Source organism: Nocardioides alkalitolerans DSM 16699 (genome assembly GCF_000426525.1).
Classification (GTDB): domain Bacteria; phylum Actinomycetota; class Actinomycetes; order Propionibacteriales; family Nocardioidaceae; genus Nocardioides; species Nocardioides alkalitolerans.
This window is the reverse complement of the sequence record NZ_AUFN01000010.1, coordinates 916,885-939,504: the sequence shown is the minus strand read 5'-3', so window position 1 is coordinate 939,504 and position 22,620 is coordinate 916,885. Positions and strand designations below refer to the sequence as shown.

The window sequence follows — 22,620 nt, the reverse complement described above, 5'->3', positions numbered from 1 at the left end:
GCGGCTACTGTCGCCGACGTGAACCAGAACCCACAGATGAACGGTGCCGGGGGCTTCAACCCGCTCGACGACCACATCTACTCGCGTCTGCTGCGCGAGCGGATCGTGTTCCTCGGTTCCGAGGTCCGCGACCAGAACGCCAACGCGATCTGCGCCCAGCTGCTGCTGCTGTCGGCGGAGGACCCGGAGGCTGACATCTTCCTCCACATCAACTCGCCCGGTGGCTCCGTCGACGCCGGCATGGCGATCTACGACACGATGAACTACATCCCGAACGACGTGGCGACCGTCGGCATGGGCCTCGCGGCCTCGATGGGGCAGTTCCTGCTCTGCGCCGGCGCCAAGGGCAAGCGCTACGCCCTGCCGCACGCGCGCATCATGATGCACCAGCCTTCGTCCGGCATGGGCGGCTCGGCCTCCGACATCAAGATCCAGGCCCAGCAGTCGCTGCACATCAAGAAGGTGCTGCTCGAGCTCATCGCCGAGCACACCGGCCAGACGATCGAGCAGGTCACGACCGACGCCGACCGCGACCGGTGGTTCACGGCGCAGCAGGCGCTGGAGTACGGCCTGGTCGACAAGGTCGTCCGCAGCGCCCGCGAGGCCGCCGACGAGGGCCGTCCGGCCCACACCCAGGACTGAGAGGTCGAGACGACATGAACTACTACATCCCGCAGTGGGAGGAGCGGACCTCCTACGGGTTCCGCCGCATCGACCCCTACGGCAAGCTCTTCGAGGACCGCATCATCTTCCTCGGCACGCCGATCTCCGACGACGTCGCGAACGCCGTCATGGCGCAGCTGCTCTGCCTGGAGTCGATGAACCCCGACCAGGACATCCAGATCTACATCAACAGCCCCGGTGGCTCGTTCACCGCGCTGACCGCGATCTACGACACGATGCGCTTCATCAAGCCCGACGTGCAGACGGTGTGCCTGGGCCAGGCGGCCTCGGCCGCGGCGATCCTGCTCGCCGCCGGCGCGCCGGGCAAGCGTCTCGCGCTCCCGAACAGCCGCATCCTGATCCACCAGCCCTACACCGAGGGCACGTTCGGCCAGACCTCCGACATCGAGATCCAGGCGAACGAGATCCTGCGCATGCGCGAGCTGCTCGAGACGATGATCTCGGAGCACTCCGGCAAGGACCGCGAGGAGGTCAGCCGCGACATCGAGCGCGACAAGATCCTCACCGCCGAGGCGGCCCTCGAGTACGGCCTGATCGACGGGGTCCTCGACTCCCGCAAGACCTCGCTCCTCGTCTGAGCGAACCTGCTGGTGTCGTCCTGGTTCTTGGTTCGGCGCCCCGTGTCGGCCCGCGCAGCGGGTCGTCACGGGGTACCGTCCGGGATGCGGATCGGGCCGGCACCGCACGGCGTCGGCCGCTCCCGCGGCCGGTGAGCCGCACCTGTTCGACGCACGACCGTCCGACGCCACCGCGCGTCGACGAGACCGGAGGATGATCACCCGTGGCACGCATCGGTGACGGAGGAGACCTGCTGAAGTGCTCCTTCTGTGGCAAGAGCCAGAAGCAGGTGCAGAAGCTCATCGCCGGCCCCGGCGTCTACATCTGCACGGAGTGCATCGAGCTCTGCAACGAGATCATCGAGGAGGAGCTGGGTGAGGGCGCCGAGGTCGGCCTCGACGAGCTGCCCAAGCCCCGCGAGATCTTCGAGTTCCTCAACTCCTACGTGATCGGCCAGGAGCAGGCGAAGAAGTCCCTCGCGGTCGCGGTCTACAACCACTACAAGCGGGTCCAGTCCGCCGCGGCGGCCGCCGGTCGCCACAGCAAGGACGAGAACGTCGAGGTGGCGAAGTCCAACATCCTCGTCGTCGGCCCCACGGGCTGCGGCAAGACCTACCTCGCGCAGACCCTGGCGCGCATGCTCAACGTGCCGTTCGCCATCGCCGACGCCACCGCACTGACGGAGGCCGGCTACGTCGGCGAGGACGTCGAGAACATCCTCCTCAAGCTGATCCAGGCCGCCGACTACGACGTCAAGAAGGCCGAGACCGGCATCATCTACATCGACGAGATCGACAAGGTGGCCCGCAAGGCCGAGAACCCGTCGATCACGCGCGACGTCTCCGGCGAGGGCGTGCAGCAGGCGCTCCTCAAGATCCTCGAGGGCACCACCGCCTCGGTGCCGCCGCAGGGCGGGCGCAAGCACCCGCACCAGGAGTTCATCCAGATCGACACGACGAACATCCTGTTCATCGTGGGCGGTGCCTTCGCCGGGCTCGAGCACATCATCGAGCAGCGCGTCGGCAAGAAGACCCTGGGATTCACCGCCGAGGTGCGCGGCGAGGCCGAGCGCGAGTCGGAGGACCTCCTGGCGCACGTCCGCCCCGAGGACCTCACGAAGTTCGGCCTCATCCCCGAGTTCATCGGCCGGCTCCCGCTCATCGCGAGCGTCAGCAAGCTCGACAACCCGGCGCTCGTTCAGATCCTCACCGAGCCCAAGAACGCCCTCGTGAAGCAGTACGAGAAGCTCTTCGAGCTCGACGGCGTCACGCTGGAGTTCACCGAGGACGCCATCGCCGCCATCGCCGACAAGGCGATGGAGCGCGGCACCGGCGCCCGCGGGCTGCGCGCCATCATCGAGGAGGTCCTCCTCCACTCGATGTACGACGTCCCCTCCCGCGGCGACGTGGCCACCGTGGTCGTCACGGAGGAGTCGGTCAACGGCGACGTGCCCCCGACGCTGGTGCTCCGCGAGCCCGAGGCGAAGAAGAAGAAGTCCGCCTGACGCGCCACGCGCGCCGCACGGCCTGAGCCGACGACCGAGAGCCGGTCCCCACCGCGGGGGCCGGCTCTTGTCGTACGCCGGGGTGGACGTCCGACGACCCACCCGGGTAGTCCCTGACGACGTGGTCGTCCGGGCGGCCCGGTGGCGACCGGTTCGTCAGGGACTACCTCGCGGGGTCGGGATAGTCCGTGACGACCTGCCGTGCGACACGCCGGGGGAGGGCGGCAGATCGTCACGGACCACCGACCGCCGCGAGCCGAGCGGGACGTCATCCGGATGGTGGTGCGGGGAGCGCGGTCCGGATGACGTCACGCCCCGGGTCCCGCACCACCACGAGCCGGGCCCCGAAGGACCCGGCTCGCGGAGGTGGTGCGTGCGTACGACGCGGGTGGGCGCCGTACGGCGGGGTGTCAGCCCTCGGTCGGCGCCTCGGGGGCGGCGAGGTCCGCCGCGACGCTGAGCTCGGTCGCGTCGGCGGCGACGACGAACTCCAGCTCACCGGTGACGGCGCCCGCGGCCCGCAGGTCGGGGGCAGCGGCCTCGGCGGCCCGGATCTCCGCCTCGGGGCCGGTGACGACCGCGCGGGTGACCTCCGTGCGCATCTTGACCTTGGCCTGCGACTTCACGCCGCGCACGCCCGCGAGCGCCTTCGAGATCGCGCGCAGGGTGGCGGGGGAGGCGGCGGCCGCGGAGCCGAGGTCGGCCTCGACGGGCCAGGCGGCGTGGTGCACCGAGCCCTCCTGCCACCACGACCAGACCTCCTCGGTGACGTACGGCAGGAACGGCGCAAGCAGCCGCAGCTGCACGTGCAGCGCGATCGCCAGCGTCGCCCGGGCGGAGGCGGAGGCCTCGGTGCCGGTCGCGTACGCGCGCTCCTTGACGAGCTCGAGGTAGTCGTCGCAGAACTCCCAGAACGTCTTCTCGATGGCCTCGAGCGCCGTCGTGTAGTCGTAGGCCTCGAACGCGTCGGTGGCCTTGGCGACGGTCTCGCGGAGCAGGCCGAGCATCGCGCAGTCGACGGCCTCGGAGACCTCGAAGCGGTTCAGCTCGGTGGCCTGCACGCCGCCGATGACGAACTTCGACGCGTTCAGCACCTTCATCGCGAGACGACGGCCGACCTTCATCTGGGTCTCGTCGAAGGGCGAGTCGAGGCCGGGGCGGGCCATCGCGGCACGCCAGCGGACGGCGTCCGCGCCGTACTTCTCGAGGATCTCGGTCGGGACGACGACGTTGCCCTTGGACTTCGACATCTTCTTGCGGTCCGGGTCCAGCACCCAGCCCGACAGCAGCGCGTGGGTCCAGGGCGCCGTGCCCGACTCGTAGTGCGCCCGCACCACGCGGGAGAACAGCCAGGTGCGGATGATGTCGTGGCCCTGGGTGCAGAGGTCCATCGGGAACACCCGGGCGAAGAGGTCGGGGTCGGACTCCCAGCCGCCGGCGATCTGCGGCGTGAGCGACGAGGTGGCCCACGTGTCCATGACGTCGGGGTCGCCGATGAAGCCGCCCGCCTGGCCGCGGCGGCTCTCGTCGTACCCGCGGGGCGCGTCGGTCGACGGGTCGACCGGCAGCTCGGCCTCGCTGGCCACGAGCGGGTGCTCGTAGTCGGGCTGGCCGTCGTCGTCGAGCGGGTACCAGACCGGGAACGGGATGCCGAAGAACCGCTGGCGCGAGACGAGCCAGTCGCCGTTGAGCCCGCCGACCCAGTTGTCGTAGCGGTGCTTCATGTGGGTGGGCACCCACGTGATCTCGTCGGCGCGGTCCTGCAGCTCGCGGCGCAGGCCGGCGTCGCGGCCGCCGTTGCGGATGTACCACTGCCGGGTCGCCACGATCTCGAGCGGCTTGTCGCCCTTCTCGTAGAAGTTCGCCATGCGCTGCGTCGGGCGGGGGTCGCCGTCGAGGTCGCCGGCCTCGACGAGCTTGGCGACGGTGGTCTCGCGGGCGGAGTGGACGGTCTTGCCGGCGAGCTCCTCGTACGCCGCCCGCGCGGCGTCGCTGGTCAGCCACTCCGGCACGTCGCGCAGGAAGCGGCCGTCGCGGCCGATCACGGTGCGCACCGGCAGCTGCAGCTCGCGCCACCAGGTGACGTCGGTGAGGTCGCCGAAGGTGCAGCACATCGCGATGCCGGCGCCCTTGTCGGGCTCGGCGGCGGGGTGGGCCAGCACGGGGATCTCGACGCCGAACACCGGCGAGGTGACGGTGGTGCCGAAGAGGCCGGCGTACCGCTCGTCGTCGGGGTGCGCGATCAGCGCCACCGCGGAGACGACCAGCTCGGGGCGGGTGGTCTCGACGTACAGGGGGGTGCCGTCGGGCTTGCGGTAGGCGACCCGGTGGTAGGCGCCCGGGTACTCGCGGGCCTCGAGCTCGGCCTGGGCGACCGCGGTCTGGAAGGTGACGTCCCAGAGCGTGGGCGCCTCCTGCAGGTAGGCCTCGCCGCGCGCGTGGTTGCGCAGGAAGGCGCGCTGGCTGGCGGTCTGCGCCTTGGTGCCGATCGTCGTGTACTGCTGCGACCAGTCGACCGAGAGGCCGAGCGTGCGCCACAGCGACTCGAAGACCTTCTCGTCCTCCTCGACGAGCGTGGCGCACAGCGCGATGAAGTTGGGGCGGCTGATCGAGACCTGGCGCTTCGGGTCCGGCTTCTCCGGCGGCGTGAAGTCGGGATCGAAGGGCAGCGACGGGTCGCAGCGCACGCCGTAGTAGTTCTGCACGCGACGCTCGGTCGGCAGGCCGTTGTCGTCCCAGCCCATGGGGTAGAAGACGGTCTTGCCCTGCATCCGCTGGTAGCGGGCCACCAGGTCGGTGTGGGTGTAGGAGAAGACGTGGCCGACGTGGAGCGAGCCGGAGACGGTCGGCGGCGGGGTGTCGATGGAGTAGACCTCCGCCCGCGGGCGGGTGCGGTCGAAGGCGTAGGTGTCGTCGGCCTTCCACTGCTGCGACCAGCGGGACTCGAGGCCCTCGAGCGCCGGCTTGTCCGGTACGACGACAGCCGCGCGCTCTGGCGTCGTCGGGGACTGCTCGGTGTTCTGGGTCTCGGTCATGGGGGGCATGTTACGAAAGGTGACTGCCACCCGCGAAAGCGCGTCGTCGCACGTGAGGTGGGCCGTCGGGCGTCACCTCCCCACGGGTGAGGGTGCAGGCGTGACGCACGGGCACCTCAGGGACACGTCGTTACGTTCGACCACGACCCGTTCCCCGACCGTTCCCGGACCTCTGGAGGCCCCATGACGAAGATCGCGATCATCTACTACTCCTCGACCGGCACCGTCGACGCGATGGCCCGGCGCCTCGCGGAGACGGCGGAGGCGGGCGGCGCGGACGTGCGCCTGCGCCACGTCGCCGAGATCGCGCCGGACGAGGCCGTCGCGAGCCAGGACGCGTGGGCCCAGCACCGCCGCGACGTGGCCGACGAGCCCGTGGCCACGCCCGACGACCTCGACTGGGCCGACGTCGCGCTCTTCGGGTCGCCGACGCGCTACGGCCACGTCGCCAGCCAGCTGCAGGCCTACATCGACACGCTCGGCCCGCTGTGGGGCGCCGGCAAGCTCGCCGACAAGGTCTACGCCGGCTTCACCGCCAGCCAGACCGCGCACGGCGGCCAGGAGTCGACGCTGCTCAGCCTCTACACGTCGTTCTTCCACTTCGGCGGCATCGTCGTGGCCCCCGGCTACACCGACCCGCTGAAGTTCAACGACGGCAACCCGTACGGCGTCGCCAAGGTCACCGGCGCCTCCACCGAGCTCGACGAGAACGACCTCGCCGCGCTCGACCACCTCGTCAACCGTGCGGCCGCGATCTCGCGCCGCCTCGAGGCCGGCGGCAACGGCGCCAGCCGCGACGACGCCTGATCCACCTCGACGCCTGATCCACCTCGACGCTTGATCCATCGCGACGTGGCGGCCGGCACGGGCCGGGCGCGGGGTCCTCACGACCCCGCCCCGGCCGTGTCGGCGGCTGCTGCGGCGCGGCCCTAGACTCGGCCGTGCGATGACTGACTTCGATCCGGGGACCACCCCCCAGGCACGGCCCGCCCGCACGTTCGCCGAGGTCGAGGACGCCCTGCTGTCCCGGTGGCCCGAGACCCGGCTGGAGCCCTCGCTCGACCGCATCGCCGCGTTCACCGAGCTCCTGGGCGACCCCCAGCGGGCCTACCAGGTCGTGCACCTGACCGGCACGAACGGCAAGACGTCCACGGCCCGGATGATCGACCTCCTGCTCCGCTCCCTCGACCTGCGCACGGGCCGCTTCACCAGCCCCCACGTCGAGAAGATGAGCGAGCGGATCAGCATCGACGGCGCCCCCCTCTCCGACGAGGCCTTCGTGCGCGCCTTCAACGACGTGGCGCCCTACACGCACCTCGTCGACGCCGACCAGCCCCACCCGCTCTCCTTCTTCGAGACCGTCGTCGGCATGGCGTTCGCGGTGTTCGCCGACACCCCGGTCGACGTGGCCGTCGTCGAGGTGGGCATGGGCGGCTCGTGGGACGCCACCAACGTGGCCGACGGCGACGTCGCCGTCGTGCTGCCCGTGACGATGGACCACGCCGCCTACCTGGGCGACTCCTCGACGGCGATCGCGGAGGAGAAGGCGGGCATCATCAAGCCCGGCTCCACCGTCGTGCTGGCCTCGCAGGAGGACGCGGTGGCCGAGGTGCTCCTGCGCCGTGCGGCCGAGGTGGGCGCGACCGTCGTCGCCGAGGGCGTCGACTTCGGCGTCGTCACCCGGGCCCCGGCCGTGGGCGGGCAGGTCGTCACGCTCCGGGGGCTGCGCGGCACCTACTCCGAGCTGTTCCTGCCGCTGTACGGCGCCCACCAGGCCCAGAACGCCGCCGTCGCGCTGGCCGCGGTCGAGGCCCTGGCCGGTGACCGTCCGCTCGACGACGACCTCGTGCGCGCCGCGTTCGGCGAGACGACCTCGCCGGGCCGCCTCGAGATCGTGCGCCGCAGCCCCACGATCCTGCTCGACGCCGCCCACAACCCGGCCGGCGCCGAGGCCACGGCGGCGGCGCTCGAGGACTCCTTCACGTTCTCGCCCGTCATCGGTGTCATCGGCGTGATGGCCGACAAGGACCTCGACGGTCTGCTCGCCGCGTTCGAGCCCCACCTGGCGCACCTCGTCTGCACCCGCAACTCGACCCCCCGGTCGCTCCCGGCGAGGGCGCTCTACCAGGCGGCGGTGCCGATCTTCGGCGAGGACCGCGTGACCGTCGCGGCCGACCTCGCCGAGGCCATCGACGCGGCGGCGGCGCTCGCGGAGGCCGGCGAGGCCGGCAGCGGCTCCATCGGCTCGGGCGCCGTGCTCGTCACCGGCTCCGTCGTCACCGTCGGCGAGGCACGGGTGCTGCTGGGAGGCCCCAAGTGACCGAGCCGCACCCCGAGTCGCCTCGCGAGTCGCGTCGTGAGCGGGCCCGGCGGCGCCGGGAGGCGATCGCGGACCCCGAGGTCGTGGTCTACGACCCGGACGACCCGGAGAACCCCGAGCGCCACAAGTCCCCGCGCCGCGGCATGTGCGCCGCCGTCCTCTTCCTCGAGGCCATCGCGCTGGGGCTGGTGACCCCCGTCCTCATCCAGCTGACCGACGTCGGCGTGACCACGGCCGTCGTGATCGGGGTCGGCCTGAGCGTCGCGTGCCTCCTGCTCTCGGGGCTGCTCCGCAAGGAGTGGGCCTACACTGCCAGCTGGGTGCTGCAGGTCCTCGTCGTCGCGACGGGGTTCCTCGTGCCCGCCATGTTCTTCCTCGGCGCGGTGTTCGCGGCCCTGTGGGCCGGCGCCGACCTGCTCGGACGCAAGATCGACCGCGAGCGCACCGCGGCCTGGGCGGCGTACGACGCCTCCCGCGCGGACGGCTGACGTCGATGGCTAGGCTGCGGGCATGACCCAGCGCACCCTCGTCCTGCTGAAGCCCGACGCCGTCCGGCGCGGTCTCGTCGGCGAGATCCTCTCGCGGTTCGAGTCCAAGGGCCTCGCGCTCGTCGCCCTCGAGCTGCGCACGATCGACGCCGCCCAGGCCGACGCCCACTACGCGGAGCACGTCGACCGCGACTTCTACCCCCCGCTGCGCACCTTCGTCACGAGCGGCCCGCTGCTCGCCGCGGTGCTCGAGGGCGACGAGGCGATCGAGGTCGTCCGGGCCCTCAACGGTGCGACCGACGGACGCAAGGCGGCCCCCGGCACCATCCGCGGCGACCTCTCGCTGAGCAACCGCGAGAACCTCGTCCACGGGTCCGACAGCCCGGAGTCGGCGGCGCGCGAGATCGCGCTCTGGTTCCCGGCGCTCTGACGCGCGTCCCACCCCCGACCACCTGACGGCCGGTCGGCAGCCTCCTGCTGCCGATCGGCCGTCGTCGTTCCCGGGGGCGTTTGGGGCGTGCTCCCCACGGGCACCCCTGTTCCCGGTGCCGCACCGTCCGGGTCGTGCGGCGACGAGCGCAGGAGGCGTCGATGACGAACCAGACCGTGCCGACGGGTGGCGGTGGCCCCGGTGGCCCCACCCTCGTCTTCGAGCGTCGGACCGGTTGGACCGGCGACCCGTTCTGGGACGAGGTGCGCCGCCGGTGCCCCGACCTCCCGATCGTGCTGCTGCCCCCCGAGCCGCCGCCGGCGTCGTCCGGCACCGCGCCCCTCGATCCCGTGGGCGACGACGAGCTGCTGGGTGCCGTCCGCAACACCGGGGTGCTCGCCACCGCGCTCCTGCGCACCGCGTTCGCCGACGAGACCCGCCCCGAGGTGACGGCCCGGCTGCGGCCGACCACCGGGGGCGCGACCGTGCTGGCGTCGACCGCCGTGCGGGACGAGCCGGACGCCGCCGAGGCGCTGGACCGTCTCGCCGCCTGGCTCGGCGCCCCCGGCCGGGGCTGGCGCAGCGACGACGTCGACGGTCCCGTGCGGGTGCTCACCGCCGCCCGGGGGCCGCTCACGGTCGTCGCGCGCCACCACGCCGAGACCGGCACGCTCGTCCTCGACGTGCGGCACGGCCGCCTGCCGGCCACCTCCGCGCAGGTACGACGGCTGCGGGCCGCCCTCCGTGAGCACGCCGTCACGACCGGGGGTGACGACCGATGACGCTCGCCGTCACCTTCCTCGAGGTCGGGCGCCGCGCGCACGGCTGGGACGAGCAGAACCTCCAGCTGCTCGCGTCGGCCCGCCAGATCTCCGACGCCCCGACCGGGGGCCTGACGTCGGCGGTGAAGGGTGCGGCCGACGCCTTCCTCACCTCGTGGCACCGCCACGTCACGACGCTCGCGGAGGAGGCGGAGTCGACGGGCGACGACCTGCGCGGCGCCGTCGAGGACTACATGCTCACCGACGACTACACCGCGTCGGCGTCGTACGACCTCTCCATGGACGAGTACGCCGAGTTCCACCAGAACCTGGTGGACCGCTGATGTCCGCCACCATCACGATCCCGGCCGCCTGCCGCACGGTGCCCGAGCTCGACGTCGACACCGCCTCCATCGGCGAGCTCGCCCAGGACCTCCTCGTCGCCTCCACGCAGATCGACGACGTCGGCGAGGTCGCCGGCGGCTCGGCCCGCGTCCCGGACTGGACCGGCGCCGGCTCCTCGGCGTACCACGCCTGGCTGGGGCCGTTCGGCTACCGGGCCGACGCCATGTCGCTCGCCCTGCGCCGCGTCGGGCGTCGCGTCGAGGACCACCAGACCGAGATGGCGCGGCTGGACGACCTGCGGGGCCGGCTGGCCCAGGCGGTCGGTCAGCAGATGTACGCCCTCGACGACTTCGAGCGGCGGGTGCGCGTGCACGTGAACAACCCGCCGGGTGCCGAGGAGGACCCCGCGTCGTACGACCCGACGACCACCGCGCTGCAGCAGGAGAGCCGCACCCTCGACCAGGCCCTGCGCAACCTCGACGAGCAGATCACGAGCTGGGAGACCGACGTCGACACCGAGGAGACGGCCATGGCGGCCGCCTTCCGGCAGGTCATGACGACCGACCAGGTCGAGGACCGGTACGGCGGGGTGGCCGACCCGGCCGACGCCCCGCTCTCCCGGATGCCGCCCGAGTCCGCCGGGCCCGCCGCCGCCCGCGAGTGGTGGGAGAGCCTGACGCCCGCGGAGCGGGAGGCGATCATGACCGCCGCCCCGGGGGCGATCGGCAACCGCGACGGCATCCCCGCCGTCGCCCGCGACGAGGCGAACCGGGTCTCGCTCGACCGCGACCTCGAGCTGTGGGAGGGCCTCGGCGACGACCGGACCCCCGAGGAGGACCGCCAGCTGGAGAACGCGGCCGCCGCCCAGGACGCCCTCGAGGAGTACGAGGGGGAGCGGGACCCGAACGGCAACGAGATCCCGTCGATGCTGTGGATGTACGACCCCGACGCCTTCGGCGGCGACGGTCGCGTCGCCGTCTCCATCGGCGACCCCGACACGGCCGACAACGTCGCGGTCAACGTCCCGGGTCTCACCACCGACGGGCGCGAGATCGGCCAGTACACCGACCAGGCGTTCAACCTGCACCAGTCGGCCACGACGGCCGACCCGTCGCAGACCTACGCGTCGATCGCCTGGATCGGCTACGACGCCCCCAACGACAACCCGTTCACCGGTGACTCGGCGCGGGTGCTGGGGGAGGGGGCGGCCGAGGACGGCGGCGCGCTGCTGGCCGACAGCCTCAACGGGCTCAACGCGGCCCGCGACGACGACTTCAACCTGGTCCCCATCGGCCACTCCTACGGCTCCACCACCCTGGGCCACGCGCTCACCGACCACGACGTCGACGTCGACCGCGCCGCCGTCGTCGGCAGCCCGGGCCTGGGCAGCGGCGTCGACGGTCCGGGCGACCTCGACGTGCCCGAGGGCCAGTTCTACGTCGGCCGCAACTCCGACGACGGGGTGTCCGGGCTGGCCGGCAACGGCTGGGCCCACCTCGGCCCGCTGGGCCTGGGCTACGACCCCTCCGACGTCGACTTCGGCGCGAACCGCTTCCAGGCGGAGGACTCGAGCCGCAACGGCACCAACGACTTCGGCGACAGCCACACGTCCTACTACGACCCGAACACCGAGTCGCTCTCGAACCTCGGCATCATCCTCTCCGGCGGCGAGCCGGTGGGCGCCGAGGGCGTCCACGACCCGTTCTTCCCGTCGTGGGGCAACCTCAACGCCTCCCCGGAGGACCCCGAGGCCGACCGCGACGTCACCCACCCCCAGACGACGCCGTGAGGCGTCTCCTCGGCCCCGTCGCCGCGGTCGTGCTCCTGGTCGGAGCGCTGGCCGCGTGCGACGATGCCGACGTGGCGAGCGACGGGTCGGGCAGCGGGTCGGACGGCGGGTCGGGCGGCGGGAGCAGCGCCACCGACCGGTACGACGACCTGGTCGCCGAGCGCGCCGCGGTGCGGGCCGCCGTGCCCGAGCTGCTCGCGACGCTCACCGACGGGGTCGGGGGCAGCGTCCGGTTCGTCCAGGGCCGCTACCAGGCGTGCGAGAGCACGCTCGACGCGTCGACCTCGTTCCTCTACTCCGCCGACGCCACCGTCGACCTCGACACCACCGGACCCGCCGCGCTCGACGCGGCCCGTCCGGTGCTCGAGGCCGCGGGCTGGTCGGTCGCCGAGCCCACGCAGGAGGCTGCGAACCGCACCCGCGTCGAGGCCACCCGGGACGGCGTGACCGTGGGCCTCACGGCGTACGACGACCTCGCCCCGCTCCGGGTCGGCGCCACCTCGGCCTGCCTGCCCGTCGCCGAGGAGCACCGCGCCGGGCTGGGCACCGACGACGAGCCGTTCCCACCCGCCTGAGGGCGCCGCTGCCCCGCCCCGGACGGCGCGCTGCGGCGCCCGCCACCACGCCGGCCCCGGCGTGCCTCCCTGATCGACCCCCCACGCGCTCCTAGTCTCACGCGTGGGGACGGCCGCTCGCCGTGCCCACCTTCCCCGAGGGCCGCGAGGCCCGCAGCAGACGAGCGAGGCAGCACGCGATGGTGAGAGGCATCATCGGCCGCGACATGGCGGTCGACCTGGGCACGGCCAACACCCTGGTCTACGTGCGCGGGAAGGGCGTGCTGCTCGACGAGCCCTCCGTGGTCGCGATCGACACCGCCTCCCAGGAGATCCTCGCGGTCGGCCACGAGGCCAAGCGCATGATCGGCCGCGCCCCCGACACGATCACGCCCATCCGCCCGCTGCGCGACGGCGTCATCGCCGACTTCGAGGCCTGCGAGCAGATGCTGCGCTACTTCATCCGCCAGGTGCACAAGCGCCGCTACCTCGCGAAGCCGCGCCTGGTCATCTGCGTGCCGAGCGGCATCACCGCCGTGGAGCAGCGCGCGGTGAAGGAGGCCGGCTACCAGGCCGGCGCCCGCCGCGTCTACATCGTCGAGGAGCCCATGGCCGCGGCCATCGGCGCCGGCCTGCCCGTGCACGAGGCGACCGGCAACATGGTCGTCGACGTCGGTGGCGGCACCACGGAGGTCGCCGTCATCTCCCTCGGCGGCATCGTCACCTCCCTCAGCATCCGCACGGCCGGCGACGACCTCGACCAGGCCGTCATCGCCTGGATGAAGAAGGAGCACTCGCTGCTGCTCGGCGAGCGCACGGCCGAGGAGATCAAGACGACGGTCGGCTCGGCGTTCCCGACCTCGGTCGAGCCCGACGCCGAGATCCGCGGTCGCGACATGGTCACGGGCCTGCCCCGCACGGTCACCGTGTCGGCCTCCGAGATCCGCCAGGCGATCGAGGAGCCGATCCACGCCATCGTCGACGCCGTGCGCGCCACGCTCGACCAGACGCCGCCCGAGCTGGCCGGCGACATCATGGACCGCGGCATCGTGCTCACCGGTGGCGGCGCGCTGCTGCGCGGGCTCGACGACCGCATCCGCCACGAGACCGGCATGCCCGTGCACGTCGCCGACGAGCCCCTGACCTCGGTGGCGCTCGGCGCCGGCCGCTGCGTCGAGGAGTTCGAGGCCCTGCAGGCCGTCCTGGTCTCGGACCGCCGGAGGTACTGATGGCGCGCAGGTCCTTCCGCTGGCGTCCGCCCGCCTCGTTCTCCGCCCGCGAGCAGGGCGAGCGCCGTCCACCGACCGCGCTCGTGGTGGCCCTGGCCCTCGCCGGCGCCTCCCTCATCACCCTCGACCACGTCGGCGGCGACAGCTCGCCCGTGGCACCCGCCCGGGCGGTGGTCGGCGAGGTCGTCGGTCCGCTGGAGACGGGGGCGAGCACCGTCGTACGCCCGTTCCTGGCGATCCCGGACTTCTTCACCACCCGCGGCTCGCTGCGCTCCGACGTCGAGGCCCTCGAGGCCGAGAACGCCGAGCTGCGCGGCCAGCTCTCGGCGAGCGACGTCGACCGGGCGCGCCTGGCCGAGTACGACGGGCTCGTCGCCACCGCCGAGCAGCAGGGCGTCTCGCTCGTGCCCGCGCGCGTCGTGGCCCACGGCCCGGCGCAGACCTTCTCGCGCACCGTCACGATCGACGCCGGCAGCCGGGCGGGCCTGACGGCCGACATGACGGTCGTCAGCTCCGACGGCCTGGTCGGCCGCATCCTCGACGTCACGACCTCGACCGCCACCGTGCTGCTCGTCGTCGACGCCGACTCGACCGTCGGCGCCCGCGTGGGCCGCTCGATGGAGGTCGGCTTCCTCTCGGGCCGCGGCCACCTCGACGACCCGGGCCGCCTCGACCTCGAGCTGGTCGACCGCTCCGTCGTGCCGGCGGAGGGCGACGTCGTGCTCACGTGGGGAAGCGAGGAGAGCGGCCCCTACCGGGCCGGCATCCCCATCGGCACGGTGAAGGAGATCTTCTCCACGCCCCGCGACACCACCCAGCGCGCGGTCATCGAGCCGTTCGTCGACTTCAGCACCCTCGACGTGGTGGGCGTGATCGTGCCCGACGGCACGGCCAGCGACCGCACCACCATCGAGGCCGACGGGGGCGTCGGATGACCGCCACCCGCACGGCCGTCACGGCCGGCGCCGTCCTCGTCGCGATCGTGCTGCAGGCCGCCCTCTTCCCCCACGTCGCGTGGCGCGGCGTCGTCCCGAACCTCGTGCTGCTCGTCGTCGTCGCCGGTGCGCTCACCCGCGGCGCCCAGTTCGGCGTCGTGCTCGGCTTCTGCGCCGGGCTGGCGCTCGACCTCGCGCCGCCGGCCGAGCACCTCGCCGGCCGCTGGGCGCTCGCGCTCATGGCGGTGGGGTACGTCGCCGGCATGGTGCGCCGCGAGGCGCGCCCGACCCTGCCGACCGTCGTCGTCACCGCGGCCGTGTGCTCCTTCGTGGGCACGTCGGTCTTCGCGATCCTCGGGCTCGTGCTGAGCGACCCGGCCGTGCCCGTCTCCCAGCTGCTCACCGCGGTGGGCATCGGGGTGGTCTGGGACGTGCTCGTCACGCCGCTGGTGCTGCTCCCGCTCCTGCTGCTGCTCGTGCGGCTCGAGCCCCAGCGGAGGTTCGCGTGAGGCAGGAGACGCCGGGCGCCCGGCGCAGCCGCCTGCGCCTGGTCGTCGTGCAGGCGCTCGTGCTCACCCTCTTCGCCACGCTCTTCGCGCGCCTGTGGTTCCTCCAGGTGCTCGACGGCGAGGCCTACCAGGCGCAGGCCGCGTCGCAGTCGGTGCGCGAGATCGTCGTGCAGCCCCCGCGCGGCCTCGTCGTCGACGCCCAGGGCCGCCCCCTCGTCGCCAACCGCACCGCCTGGGTGGTGGGCGTCGACCGCACGTTGGTCGGCCGCATCGACAGCACCGACCGCGAGGTCGTGCTCGACCGCCTCGCCGGCACCCTCGGGATCGAGCGCGCCGCGCTCGACGCGCGCCTCCTGGACTGCGGCGACGCCGGGTCGGTCGAGGGCAGCTGCTGGAACGGCTCGCCGTACCAGCCGGTGCCCGTGGCCGTCGACGTCGACCGCGCGGTCGCGCTGCGCATCCTCGAGCAGGCCGAGGACTTCCCGGCCGTCGTCGCCGAGGAGCAGACGGTGCGCGACTACCCGCAGCCGTACGGCGTGAACGCCGCCCACCTGCTCGGCTACCTCAGCCCCATCACGGAGAGCGAGCTCGACGCCGCGGAGGCCTCCGACGACCGGTCGGTCAACGGCGCCTCGAACGTCGGCCGGGCCGGCGTGGAGCAGGAGTACGACGAGTGGCTGCGCGGCATGCCGGGCTACCGCCGGGTGGCCGTCGACTCGATGGGCCGCGTCGTGGGCGACGACTCCTCGGTCGAGGCGACGCCCGGCGACACCCTCGTGACCTCCATCGACGCCCAGGTGCAGTCGGTGGTCGAGCAGCAGCTCGCCTCGACCATCGCCACGGCGCGCGCCACGCGCGACGAGGTGACCGGGCGTGACTACGTCGCCGACTCGGGCGCCGCGATCGTCATGGAGGCCGACACGGGCCGCATCGTCGCGATGGCGAGCCAGCCGACGTACGACCCCGAGGTCTGGTCGGGCGGCATCTCGTCCGACGAGCTGGCCTACCTCTACTCCGAGGAGGCGGGCACGCCGCTGCTGTCGCGGGCGATGCAGGGCCAGTTCGCGCCCGGCTCCACCTGGAAGCCGTTCATGACGGCCGGGGCGCTGGAGAACGGCTACAGCACCGACACGCGGCTCGACTGCTCGTCGTCCTACCGCGTCGGCAACCGCGAGTTCCGCAACTACGAGTCCGGGGCCTACGGCAGCATCGGCTTCGACAAGGCCCTCGAGGTCTCGTGCAACACGTTCTTCTACCGGATCGGCCACGCGTTCTGGCAGCAGGCCGGCGGCGACCCCGCCGACATCGACGCCGCCGACCCGCTGGTGGAGGAGGCGAAGGACTTCGGCTTCGGCACCGCCACGGGCATCGACGTGCCGGGCGAGACGTCGGGACGCATCGCCGACCGCGCCTGGAAGCAGGAGTACTACGAGTCCCAGCGCGACTACTACTGCACCGTCGGCGAGGAGGAGGGCGACGACTTCCAGCACCGGTTCGCCCGCGAGTTCTGCGCCGAGGGCAACCTCTACCGCGCCGGTGACGCCGTGAACTTCTCCATCGGCCAGGGCGACACCCTCGTGACGCCCCTGCAGCTGACACGGGCGTACGCCGCGCTGGCCAACGGCGGCACGCTCTACGAGCCCCGCGTCGCGAAGGCCGTCGTCAGCCCCGAGGGCGACCTCGTGCGCGACATCCCCCCGGTCGTCGCGGGCCAGGTCGACGTTCCGGCCGACTACATCTCCTACATCGACGCCGCGCTCTCGAACGTCACCGCCCAGGGCACCATGGCGTGGCGGATGGGCGGCTTCCCGCTCGACCAGGTCGACATCCGGTCGAAGACGGGCTCCGCCGAGGTCTACGGCAAGCAGTCGACCTCGTGGGTCGCGTCGTACTCCGACGACTACGTGGTCGTGATGATGGTGTCGCAGGGCGGCACCGGCTCCGGCACCTCCGGACCCGCGATCCGGGCGATCTGGGAGTCGCTGTACGGCGTGCAGGGCGAGGAGGTCGTGCCCGACGCGGCCGCGATCCCCGGCACCGTGCCGCCCACCGGGCTCCCCACCTTCACCGAGGACGGCTCGATCCTGCCGCCGGTCCGCGACCCCCAGGAGGCCTCGTGAGCATGGTGACCCGGGGCACCGGTCGCGCCGCCCCGTCGGCCCGCGCCGCGTTCCGCACGCGCGTGCCCGGCCTGGACTGGGTGCTCGTCGTGGCGGTCGCGCTGCTCCTCGTCGTCGGCACGCTGCTCGTCTGGTCGGCGACGTCGACGCGGGAGGCGCTGGTCGGCGACGACACCACGGCCTACCTGCGGCGCCAGCTGGTCAACATCGCCATCGGCGTCGTGCTGATGGTGGTGGTGATCGCCACCGACCACCGCTGGCTGCGCATCCTCGCGCCGCTGGTCTACGTCGTCTCGGTCATCGGGCTGCTGCTCGTGCTGGTGATGGGGACGACCATCAACGGCTCGCGCTCGTGGGTCCAGGTCGGCGGCATGTCGATCCAGCCCGCCGAGTTCGCGAAGCTCGCCGTCGTCATCGGGATGGCCCTGCTCGTGGCCGAGCGCTCCGAGGCGTCGTGGCGCCGGCACGTCGGCACGGGCGACGTCGTCGGCATGCTGGCGATCGCGGCCGTCCCGGCCGTGCTCATCCTGGGCCAGCCCGACCTCGGCACGATGCTCGTGCTCACGGCGACGGTGCTGGGCGTGCTCGCCATCGCGGGCGCCCCGCGGCGCTGGCTCGTCGGGCTCCTGGCCGGCGGGGTCGGCGTGGCCGCGCTCGCCGTCACCCAGGGCGTGCTCAAGCCCTACCAGGTCGACCGGTTCATGGCCTTCACGAACCCGGACCTCGACCCCCGCGGCGCCGGCTACAACGTCGAGCAGGCCCGCATCGCGATCGGCAACGGCGGCCTCTTCGGCCAGGGCCTCTTCGACGGCTCGCAGACCCGGTCGGGGTTCGTGCCCGAGCAGCAGACCGACTTCATCTTCACGGTCGCGGGGGAGGAGCTGGGCCTCGTCGGCGCCGGCGCCCTCGTGCTCCTGCTCTGCGTCGTGGTGTGGCGCGCCCTGCGCATCGCCACGAGCTCGCCCGACATGTTCGGCCGCATCGCCGCCGGCGGCATCGCCTGCTGGTTCGGCTTCCAGGCCTTCCAGAACATCGGGATGTGCCTCGGCATCATGCCGGTGACGGGCGTGCCGCTCCCGTTCGTCTCCTACGGCGGCTCGTCGCTGTTCTCCTGCCTGCTCGCGGTCGGGCTGCTGCAGAACATCCACCTGCGCTCCGGGGCGGCCCAGCCGAACCGGTACGTCGCGGGGCCGCGGGTGCTCGCGGGGCGCTGACCCCCGCGTCGTACGCCGAGGTGGTGCGGACGACGTACGCTGGTGCGGTCCTCCCGACCCCGATCCGCCGAGGTGTCCCCGTGCCCGCCGCTGCCCCAGCGTCCGTGTTCCCCCGCCTGGAGCCCAAGCTGCCGAGCGTCTCCAAGCCGATCCAGTACGTCGGCGGCGAGCTCAACTCCACCGTCAAGGAGTGGGACTGCGGCGACGCGACCGACGAGGGCGTGACCGTCCGCTGGGCGCTCATGTACCCCGACGCCTACGAGGTCGGCCTGCCCAACCAGGGCGTCCAGATCCTCTACGAGGTGCTCAACGAGCGCGACTGGATCGTCGCGGAGCGCACCTACTCGGTGTGGCCCGACATGGAGGCCGTGCTGCGCGCCGGTGACGCCCAGGGCCCGATCCCGCAGTTCACCGTCGACGCCCACCGCCCGGTGCGGGCCTTCGACGTCTTCGGCCTCAGCTTCTCGACCGAGCTGGGCTACACCAACATGCTCACCGCGCTCGACCTGGCGGGCATCCCGCTGCACGCGGTCGACCGCACCGAGGACGACCCGATCGTGCTCGCCGGCGGCCACGCCGCCTTCAACCCGGAGCCGGTCGCGGACTTCCTCGACGCCGCCGTGCTCGGCGACGGCGAGGAGATCGTGCTCGCGATCTCCGACGTCGTGCGCGAGTGGAAGCAGCAGGGCCGTCCGGGCAACGACGCGCTGGGCCTGGGCCCGCGCGACGAGCTGCTGCGCCGGCTCGCCGTGTCCGGCGGCGTCTACGTGCCGAAGTTCTACGACGTCGACTACCTGCCCGACGGCCAGATCGCCGCCGTCGTGCCGACGCTGGCCGGGGTGCCTCACCGGGTGCGCAAGCACACCCTGATGGACCTCGACGCCTGGCCCTACCCGGCCAAGCCCCTCGTGCCGCTGGCCGAGACCGTGCACGAGCGCTTCTCCGTCGAGATCTTCCGCGGCTGCACCCGCGGCTGCCGCTTCTGCCAGGCCGGCATGATCACGCGGCCCGTGCGCGAGCGCTCCATCGAGACCATCGGCGCGATGGTCGAGAACGGCATCCGCAAGTCGGGCTTCGAGGAGGTGGGCCTGCTCTCGCTCTCGAGCGCCGACCACACCGAGATCGCCGACGTCGCGAAGGGCCTCGCCGACCGCTACGAGGGCTCGAACGTCTCGCTCTCGCTGCCGAGCACGCGCGTCGACGCGTTCAACATCAACCTCGCCAACGAGTTCTCCCGCAACGGGCGGCGCTCCGGGCTCACGTTCGCGCCCGAGGGCGGCTCCGAGCGGATGCGCAAGGTGATCAACAAGATGGTGACGGAGGAGGACCTCATCCGCACCGTCGCCGCGGCCTACTCCCACGGCTGGCGCCAGGTGAAGCTCTACTTCATGTGCGGCCTGCCCACCGAGACCGACGAGGACGTGCTGCAGATCGCCGACCTCGCCAAGCGCGTGATCGCGAAGGGCCGCGAGGTGACGGGCCGCAACGACATCCGCTGCACCGTCTCCATCGGCGGCTTCGTGCCCAAGCCCCACACGCCGTTCCAGTGGGCCTCGCAGCTCGACCACGAGACCACCGACGAGCGGCTGCGCAAGCTGCGCGAGCTGGTGCGCCAGGACAAGAAGTTCGCCCGCGCCATCGGCTTCCGCTACCACGACGGCAAGCCCGGCATCGTCGAGGGACTGCTCTCGCGCGGCGACCGTCGCGTGGGTCGGATCATCGAGGAGGTCTGGCGCGACGGGGGCCGCTTCGACGGCTGGAGCGAGCACTTCTCGTTCGAGCGCTGGATGGCGGCGACGGAGCGCGGGCTCGCGGGCACCGGCATCGACCTCGACTGGCTGACGACGCGCGAGCGCGGGTACGACGAGGTGCTCCCCTGGGACCACCTCGACTCCGGGCTCGACAAGGACTGGCTGTGGGCCGACTGGGAGGACGCCCTCGCGGTGGCCGACGGCAGCTCCGACGTCGAGGTCGAGGACTGCCGCTGGACGCCCTGCTACGACTGCGGCGTGTGCCCCGAGATGAACACGGAGATCCAGATCGGGCCCACGGGGCAGAAGCTGCTGCCGCTCAGCGTCGTCTGAGGCCGGGTCCGCCCGTGCCCGTCGCTCCGGCCCCGGTCCCGCTGCGCCTCGTCGACGACGTGGAGCGGCGGGCCCGGATCGCGCGGCGGCACGGGGTCGCGCCCGCCGAGCGGTACGACGACGTGATGAGCGCCGTCCGGGCCATGACGGTGCTGCACGCCACCGAGCCCGCCACCGTGCACCTCTCGCTGCGAGCCCGGGTGCACGACGTGACGGTCGCCGACGTCGAGGCGGCGATGTACGACGAGCGTGTGCTGGTGAAGCAGCTCGCGATGCGCCGGACGCTCTTCGGCTTCCCCCGCGAGCTGCTGCCCGCGGCGTGGGGGAGCGCCAGCGCGCGCGTCGCCGTGACCGAGCGGGCCAGGCTCGCGAAGGACGTCGTGGCGGGCGGGCTCACCGACGACGGCGACGCCTGGGTCGAGGCGGCCACCACGGCGGTGCTCGCCCACCTCGCCGACGGCGCCGAGCTGCCGGCCCAGCGGCTGCGCGAGGAGGTGCCGGCGATCGCGGGCCGCCTCACGTACGACGGGCCCGGCGGCGCCGCTTCGCAGCCGGTCGGCCCACGGGTGCTCACGGTCCTCGGGGCCCACGGCGCGCTGATGCGCGGCCGCAACGGCGGCCACTGGCGCACCTCCCGTCCGCAGTGGACCCGCACCGAGCGCTGGCTCCCGGAGGTGCCGGAGCCGCTGGCCCCGGACGAGGGGTACGCCGAGATCGTGCGGCGCTGGCTGTGGACCTTCGGGCCCGCCACCACCGCCGACCTGCAGTGGTGGCTCGGGTCCACCAAGTCGGCCGCGACCCGCGCGCTGGGCGACGTCGGCGCCGTCCCCGTCGAGATCGAGGCCCGGGGACCCGCGCCCGCGGACCGGGCGCCCGCGTGGCTGCTGCCCGACGACCTCGAGCCCGTGTCGTACGACGCGCCCTGGGCCGCGCTGCTGCCGGTGCTCGACCCCACGGTGATGGGCTGGAAGGACCGCACGTTCCTGCTCGGCGACCACGGGCCGCAGCTCTTCGACCGCAACGGCAACGCCGGCACGACCGCCTGGTGGAACGGCGAGGCCGTCGGCTGCTGGACGCAGGACGAGGCGGGCACGGTCGAGCTGCGCCTGCTGGGCGACGTCGGGGCGGAGGCGCGCTCAGCCCTCGACGTCGAGGCCGAGCGGCTGGGCGCGTGGCTCGACGGCACCCGGGTGCTCACCGTCTACCCCTCGCCGCTGATGCGCGCCGCGGGCGGCTGAAGGGTGCACCGTCACGGGGCGGCTATCGTGCTCCGGTGCCCCAGCCCCCCGAGCAGCAAGCCCCTCCGGTCCAGCGTCTGAGGATCCGGTACGCCAAGCGCGGGCGACTGCGGTTCACCAGCCACCGCGACTTCAGCCGGGCGTTCGAGCGGGCCGTGTTCCGCGCCCGCATCCCGATGGCCTACTCGTCGGGCTTCAACCCGCACCCGCGCATCTCCTACGCCAACGCGGCCCCCACGGGCTCGGCGAGCGAGGCGGAGTACCTCGAGATCGCCCTCGCCCAGGTCGTCGACCCCGCCGACGTGCACGCCCAGCTCGACGAGGCACTGCCGCCGGGGCTCGACGTGCTCGAGGTGGTGGTCTCCGCGGGCGGCTCGCTCTCCGACCGGCTGGAGGCCAGCCGCTGGCGGATCGGCACCGCCGTGCCGCTCGCGGAGGCGACGGCCGCCGTCGCCGCGTTCCTCGCCACCGAGTCGGTCCCCGTCTCGCGGATGACGAAGAAGGGGGTCCGCGAGTTCGACTGCCGCACCCCCGTCGTCACCTTCGAGGCCGTCCTGCCCGACGGCGCGGGCGAGGCCGGGACGCCGGGGTCCCTGGTCGAGCTGGACCTGCTCCTGCGCCACACCGTGCCGTCGGTCCGACCCGACGACGTGCTCACCGGCCTCAAGGCCGTCTCGGGGCTCGACGTCGGCGAGGCCCCGCGGCTCACACGGCTCGCGCAGGGCCCGTACGACGAGGAGACCGGCCTCGTGGGCGACCCGCTGGAGGCTTGACCGTTCCGGGTCGACGAGACCCGTGTGCGATACTCGGCGACGGCGAGTGT

At 72.9% G+C, this 22,620-nt stretch carries 20 protein-coding genes; 19 read left to right on the top strand and 1 reads right to left on the bottom strand.

Features of this window, described 5'->3' with window-relative positions; translation table 11 throughout:
- Positions 1 to 36 precede the first annotated feature (36 nt).
- From K329_RS0105140 to clpX, 3 genes are all read left to right on the top strand, one after another.
- Positions 37 to 642 carry an ATP-dependent Clp protease proteolytic subunit gene (locus K329_RS0105140; protein WP_028472222.1) on the top strand — a complete coding sequence of 202 codons (606 nt, stop codon included), beginning with the start codon at positions 37 to 39 and terminating at the stop codon, positions 640 to 642.
- A 14-nt stretch (positions 643 to 656) separates the two neighbouring features.
- Positions 657 to 1,262 carry an ATP-dependent Clp protease proteolytic subunit gene (locus tag K329_RS0105135; RefSeq protein WP_028472221.1) on the top strand — a complete coding sequence of 202 codons (606 nt, stop codon included), beginning with the start codon at positions 657 to 659 and terminating at the stop codon, positions 1,260 to 1,262.
- 203 nt (positions 1,263 to 1,465) lie between these two features.
- Positions 1,466 to 2,746: an ATP-dependent Clp protease ATP-binding subunit ClpX gene (clpX, locus tag K329_RS0105130; RefSeq protein ID WP_028472220.1), complete on the top strand. Its 1,281-nt coding sequence runs from the start codon at positions 1,466 to 1,468 to the stop codon at positions 2,744 to 2,746.
- A gap of 410 nt (positions 2,747 to 3,156) precedes the next feature.
- On the opposite strand, the gene valS is transcribed toward clpX, so the two are convergent.
- Positions 3,157 to 5,781, bottom strand: a complete 2,625-nt coding sequence (gene valS / locus K329_RS0105125) for a valine--tRNA ligase (RefSeq protein WP_028472219.1) — start codon at positions 5,779 to 5,781, stop codon at positions 3,157 to 3,159.
- Between the two features lie 183 nt (positions 5,782 to 5,964).
- Here valS and wrbA point away from each other — a divergent pair, with 183 nt between their 5' ends.
- From wrbA to K329_RS0105045, 16 genes are all read left to right on the top strand, one after another.
- Positions 5,965 to 6,588 carry an NAD(P)H:quinone oxidoreductase gene (wrbA, locus tag K329_RS0105120; RefSeq protein WP_028472218.1) on the top strand — a complete coding sequence of 208 codons (624 nt, stop codon included), beginning with the start codon at positions 5,965 to 5,967 and terminating at the stop codon, positions 6,586 to 6,588.
- Between the two features lie 139 nt (positions 6,589 to 6,727).
- Entirely contained in the window at positions 6,728 to 8,101 is a 1,374-nt protein-coding gene (locus K329_RS0105115; RefSeq protein ID WP_028472217.1) for a bifunctional folylpolyglutamate synthase/dihydrofolate synthase, read from the top strand.
- On the top strand, positions 8,098 to 8,589 hold the full coding sequence (locus tag K329_RS0105110) for a DUF4233 domain-containing protein (protein ID WP_245596437.1): 492 nt from the start codon (positions 8,098 to 8,100) through the stop codon (positions 8,587 to 8,589). The genes K329_RS0105115 and K329_RS0105110 overlap by 4 nt, the downstream gene beginning before the upstream one ends.
- A 22-nt stretch (positions 8,590 to 8,611) precedes the next feature.
- Positions 8,612 to 9,019 (top strand): nucleoside-diphosphate kinase, encoded by a 408-nt coding sequence (ndk, locus tag K329_RS0105105; RefSeq protein ID WP_028472215.1) that lies wholly within the window; start codon positions 8,612 to 8,614, stop codon positions 9,017 to 9,019.
- Between the two features lie 161 nt (positions 9,020 to 9,180).
- Entirely contained in the window at positions 9,181 to 9,801 is a 621-nt protein-coding gene (locus K329_RS0105100) for a hypothetical protein (protein ID WP_028472214.1), read from the top strand.
- Entirely contained in the window at positions 9,798 to 10,124 is a 327-nt protein-coding gene (locus K329_RS0105095) for a hypothetical protein (RefSeq protein ID WP_028472213.1), read from the top strand. Before K329_RS0105100 ends, K329_RS0105095 begins: the two co-directional genes overlap by 4 nt.
- Positions 10,124 to 11,914, top strand: a complete 1,791-nt coding sequence (locus tag K329_RS0105090; RefSeq protein ID WP_028472212.1) for an alpha/beta hydrolase — start codon at positions 10,124 to 10,126, stop codon at positions 11,912 to 11,914. The genes K329_RS0105095 and K329_RS0105090 overlap by 1 nt, the downstream gene beginning before the upstream one ends.
- Complete coding sequence (locus K329_RS0105085; RefSeq protein ID WP_028472211.1) at positions 11,911 to 12,489, top strand: hypothetical protein; 579 nt, start codon at positions 11,911 to 11,913, stop codon at positions 12,487 to 12,489. Before K329_RS0105090 ends, K329_RS0105085 begins: the two co-directional genes overlap by 4 nt.
- Before the next feature lie 179 nt (positions 12,490 to 12,668).
- Complete coding sequence (locus K329_RS0105080) at positions 12,669 to 13,697, top strand: rod shape-determining protein (protein ID WP_028472210.1); 1,029 nt, start codon at positions 12,669 to 12,671, stop codon at positions 13,695 to 13,697.
- Positions 13,697 to 14,632, top strand: coding sequence for a rod shape-determining protein MreC (gene mreC / locus K329_RS24700; protein ID WP_052336366.1), 936 nt, complete (start codon positions 13,697 to 13,699; stop codon positions 14,630 to 14,632). The genes K329_RS0105080 and mreC overlap by 1 nt, the downstream gene beginning before the upstream one ends.
- Positions 14,629 to 15,141: a rod shape-determining protein MreD gene (gene mreD, locus K329_RS0105070; RefSeq protein ID WP_028472209.1), complete on the top strand. Its 513-nt coding sequence runs from the start codon at positions 14,629 to 14,631 to the stop codon at positions 15,139 to 15,141. The genes mreC and mreD overlap by 4 nt, the downstream gene beginning before the upstream one ends.
- Positions 15,138 to 17,261: a penicillin-binding protein 2 gene (gene mrdA, locus K329_RS0105065; RefSeq protein WP_028472208.1), complete on the top strand. Its 2,124-nt coding sequence runs from the start codon at positions 15,138 to 15,140 to the stop codon at positions 17,259 to 17,261. The genes mreD and mrdA overlap by 4 nt, the downstream gene beginning before the upstream one ends.
- Positions 17,262 to 17,263: 2 nt before the next feature.
- A complete protein-coding gene (rodA, locus tag K329_RS0105060; protein WP_052336365.1) occupies positions 17,264 to 18,475 on the top strand; it encodes a rod shape-determining protein RodA in 1,212 nt (403 codons plus the stop codon).
- 80 nt (positions 18,476 to 18,555) lie between these two features.
- Positions 18,556 to 20,559: a TIGR03960 family B12-binding radical SAM protein gene (locus K329_RS0105055; protein WP_028472206.1), complete on the top strand. Its 2,004-nt coding sequence runs from the start codon at positions 18,556 to 18,558 to the stop codon at positions 20,557 to 20,559.
- 14 nt (positions 20,560 to 20,573) lie between these two features.
- Positions 20,574 to 21,797 (top strand): winged helix DNA-binding domain-containing protein, encoded by a 1,224-nt coding sequence (locus K329_RS0105050; protein WP_245596436.1) that lies wholly within the window; start codon positions 20,574 to 20,576, stop codon positions 21,795 to 21,797.
- 35 nt (positions 21,798 to 21,832) lie between these two features.
- Entirely contained in the window at positions 21,833 to 22,570 is a 738-nt protein-coding gene (locus K329_RS0105045) for a TIGR03936 family radical SAM-associated protein (protein WP_028472204.1), read from the top strand.
- Positions 22,571 to 22,620 lie beyond the last annotated feature (50 nt).